Source organism: Streptococcus sp. 3613, from assembly GCF_013277375.1.
Classification (GTDB): Bacteria; Bacillota; Bacilli; order Lactobacillales; family Streptococcaceae; genus Streptococcus; species Streptococcus pseudopneumoniae.
The window spans coordinates 1-4,498 of sequence record NZ_VMMV01000125.1 but is presented as its reverse complement, the minus strand read 5'-3'; the positions used below and the strand labels follow the sequence as shown (position 1 = coordinate 4,498).

1 protein-coding gene is annotated in these 4,498 nt (G+C 35.3%); it reads left to right on the top strand.

Annotated elements, in window-relative coordinates; genetic code table 11:
• The coding region (locus tag HT708_RS11185) for a ZmpA/ZmpB/ZmpC family metallo-endopeptidase (RefSeq protein ID WP_240156228.1) at positions 1-4,077 on the top strand (4,077 nt) is incomplete at its 5' end.
• Between the last annotated feature and the right edge of the window lie 421 nt (positions 4,078-4,498).

Below are 4,498 nucleotides of genomic sequence, written 5' to 3'. Positions count from 1 at the left end.
GCAACAAGTAAAGATGAGTCAAAAGACGAAACTTCAACAAAACCTGAAAATTCTGGTAATGCAACAACAGAGAGCGGACAAACAGAACCAGAACAACCAAAAGGAAATTCAACTGAGGATGTTTCAACCGAATCAAACACAGCCAATTCAAATGGAAACGAAGAAATTAAACAAGAAAATGAAGTAGAACCTGATAAAAAAGTAGAAGTTCAAGAGAAAACAATAGAACTAAGAAGTGTTTCTGATGTGGAGCTCTATAGTTATGAAGGAGATCGGTCAAAACAGCATACAAGCTTGGATAAAGTACCAGATAATAAATCTGCTTATTTCATTAAGGTGAAATCAGCTAAATTTAAAGATGTACTACTTCCAGTTTCAAATATTGAGGACACTATAAAGGACGGTAAAGCAGTCTATAAAATTACAGCTAGCTTGGAACACTTGAAGCAATCTGTAGACAATCAATATCAAGACAATTTTACTTATTATCTTCCAAAAGTTGTTCAAAACGATGGCCCTATCTACACATCATTTAAAAAATTAATAACTGATATGAATAGTAGACCAAGTGGAACATTCACACTTGGTGCAACAATGAATGCTCGCGAGTTTGAGTTAAATGAAAACCAAGAAAGTTATGTTACAAATAACTTTACAGGGAAATTGATTGGTAGTCATCAAGGTAAACATTATGCTATCTATAATTTGAAAAAGCCGTTATTTAATACATTAAATAATGCTACTATTCAGGATCTCACCTTGAAAGATGTCAATATTTCTGGTAAGAATCATGTCGCATCAGTTGCTAAGGAAGCCACAAATTCTTCAACTTTAGATAACGTTCACGTAAATGGAATCATTGCTGGTGAGCTAGGTATCGGAGGACTTGTCCAAAAAGTTGATAATTCTACAGTAAGAAATAGTAGCTTCACTGGAAGAATAACAAATACCTTTGTTACAACCTCTCAGTATGCAATTGGTGGCTTAGTAGGACAATTAACTGGATCTAATTCTGTAGTAGACCATTCTATTTCAACAGTAACCATTTCAAGTAATGCAGAATATTCTAACCAAACCATTGGTGGAATTGCAGGTATCGTAGAAAATAATGCAACTGTAAAAAATAGTTATACTGAAGGTGAAATAAATAATGCTAAACCATTCGCTAGAGTTGGTGGAGTTGCAGGTTCCCTATGGACGCAAGAAGGTGGAACAGATGATAATACCGGCCACTTGAATAATGTTCTCAGCGATATGAATATTACAAATGGGAATGCGATTTCTGGTTACCACTTCAATAATATAAAGGAAACAAATGTCTATAGTAATAAAGAAAACAAAGTAGTCAATGTTCAACAAGTTGATGATGAGGTGATGTCAGTTGATTCCACTGTAGAACGTGGTACTGAGATTGAAAAAACAGCAGTTCAAGCTAAGAAAGAGAAGATTACTAAAAAACACACTGTCACAGTGGAAGATTTCACAAATTCTGCTAAACAGGATGTAGATTATACCAAGGCAGCTCATTATCAGGAGACAAGAAAAGTTGCATATAAAAATATAGAAAAATTATTACCTTTCTATAATAGAGACACCATTGTGAAATATGGAAATCAATTATCAACTGATCATAACCTGTATAAGAAAGAACTGTTATCTGTTGTCCCTATGAAAAATGAGGAAGTAGTCTCAGATATCACTTCAAACAAGAATTCTATCAACCATTTATTACTACATTACAACGATGGAACATCTGAGAAAGTAAACATAACCTACCATAATGACTTTGCAAATCTGGCTGAGTATACTATTGGAAGTACAGGTCTAGTATACACACCAAATGCTTTCCTAAAAGATTACACATCTATAATAGACAGAGTTAAAAACGACTTAAATACAGTACAGTATAATCCAACTGCTCTTAAGAATTTGTTAGGAATCTCTGATAATATTAAATTAACAGAACTCTATCTAGATGAGCAATTCACTAAGACAAAAGATCACTTGACTGAGACTCTTAAAAAATTGCTTTCAGCTGATGCTGCTGTTTCTGGAAATAATAGTGCTATTGACAATTACATTGTTGATAAAATCAAGCGAAACAAAGAAGCCTTGATGCTAGGATTAACCTATCTAGAACGCTGGTATGATTTCAAATTTGATAAGGCTAGCGCAAAAGATTTGCTTATGTTCCATATGGATTTCTTTGGTAAGGGAAATACCTCTCCTCTTGATACGATTATTGAACTAGGTAAATCTGGCTACAACAATCTCTTGGCAAAAAATAATGTGGTTACTTACAATGCCTTGCTGACGAATAACTACGGTACAAAAGACCTGTTTAGTGCTTTAGAAGGCTATCGTAAAGCATTTGCACCTACTCAAACTAACAATGACTGGTTTAAATCACAGACCAAGGCTTATATCGTTGAAGAAAAATCTAATATTCCAGAAGTGAGGGCTAACCAGGAAAAAGCTGGTAGCAAGTACTCTATCGGTGTCTATGATCGAATCACTAGCGACAGCTGGAAATACCGTAACATGGTACTACCTCTACTTACCTTGCCAGAAAAATCAGTATTTGTCATTTCAACTATCTCTAGTCTAGGATTTGGTGCTTATGATCGTTACCGTAATAAAGAACATCAAGCAAGTGGTGATCTGAATAGCTTTGTTGAAGAAAACGCGCGTGAGACAGCCAAACGTCAACGAGATCACTATGATTATTGGTATCGTATTCTAGATGAAAAAGGGCGTGAAAAGCTTTATCGAAATATCTTGCTTTATGATGCCTATAAATTTGGAAATGATAATACTGAAGGAAAGGCTAAAAAAGTAGCAAATTTTGATGATCCAAATCCTGCTATGAAACATTTCTTTGGACCTGTTGGAAATAAAGTCGGTCATAATGAACACGGTGCTTACGCCACAGGTGATGCCGTTTATTATATGGGTTATCGTATGTTAGACAAGGACGGCGCCATTACTTATACGCATGAAATGACTCATGATTCAGATCAGGACATTTATCTTGGAGGATATGGTCGAAGAAGTGGTTTGGGACCAGAGTTCTTCGCCAAAGGCTTATTACAAGCGCCAGACCATCCAAATGACGCAACCATCACCATCAACTCGATTTTGAAACATTCAAAATCTGATAGTACAGAAGGACAACGATTACAAGTACTTGATCCAACCACGAGATTTAAAGACGCAACAGATCTTCAGAACTACGTCCACAATATGTTCGATGTCATTTATATGTTAGAATATCTTGAAGGAAAATCAATAATCAGTCAATTATCTGCAATAGAAAAAATGGCTGCGTTGAGAAAAATTGAGAATCAATACCTAAAAGATTCAGCAGATGGAAATAGTGTTTACGCAACAAATGTAGTCAAAGATTTGACAGTAGAAGATGCCCAAAAACTGACAAGCTTTGAGAGTTTGATTGATAATAATATTCTTTCGTCTAGGGAATATGCGTCAAAAACATACGAAAGAAATGGCTATTTTACTATAAAACTATTTGCGCCAATTTATGCAGCATTAAGTAGTGATACAGGAACACCAGGTGACCTGATGGGACGTCGTATAGCCTATGAACTACTAGCTGCTAAAGGCTTTAAAGATGGTATGGTACCATATATCTCAAACCAATACGAAGAAGAAGCCAAACAAAAGGGCAAGACAATCAATCTCTACGGTAAAACAAGAGGCTTGGTTACAGATGACTTGGTTTTGGAAAAGGTATTTAAAGGCCAATATAAAAATTGGGTGGAATTTAAGAAAGCTATGTATCAAGAACGACAAGAACAGTTTGATAGATTGAACAAAGTTACCTTTAAGGATCCAACCCAATCATGGCAAAGTTTTGCTAGAAAAACAATCACTTCAGTTTCTGAATTACAGACTTTGATGAATGAAGCTGTAAGAAAAGATGCAGATGCGTATCGCTGGTATAACTATAATCCAGAAACAGACAGTGCGGTTCATAAGTTGAAGAGAGCAATCTTTAAAGCCTATCTTGACCAAACCGATGATTTTAGAAGTTCAATTTTTGAGAATAAAAAATAGTGTTTACTATTAGGAAATAAAAATTGAATGTAGAGAATTAGAATTGTCATTATTAAAAAAGATAAATTTTCCATTCGGAAAATAAAATGTATTGTTGGTTCGGTGTTACTCGGAAGTGTCTTGGTTGCACCGTAACCGTCCAATAGCGAAGTATATTGAAAAATCTCCAGACTAGGGAACTCACGGATAGTTCCTAATCTGGAGATTTCGGCTCTTTGTCAACTGTAGTGGGTTGAAGTCAGCTAAGCTCGAGAAAGGACACATTTCGTCCTTTCTTTTGTAACCGCCCAATAACGAAGTATATTGAAAAATCTCCAGACTAGAGAACTCACGGATAGTTCCTAATCTGGAGATTTCTTATTTGCACTTTTCTTGTACAACTTTAGTCCATGGTAAATAAGCCTCTAAAACCTCTTTGTTT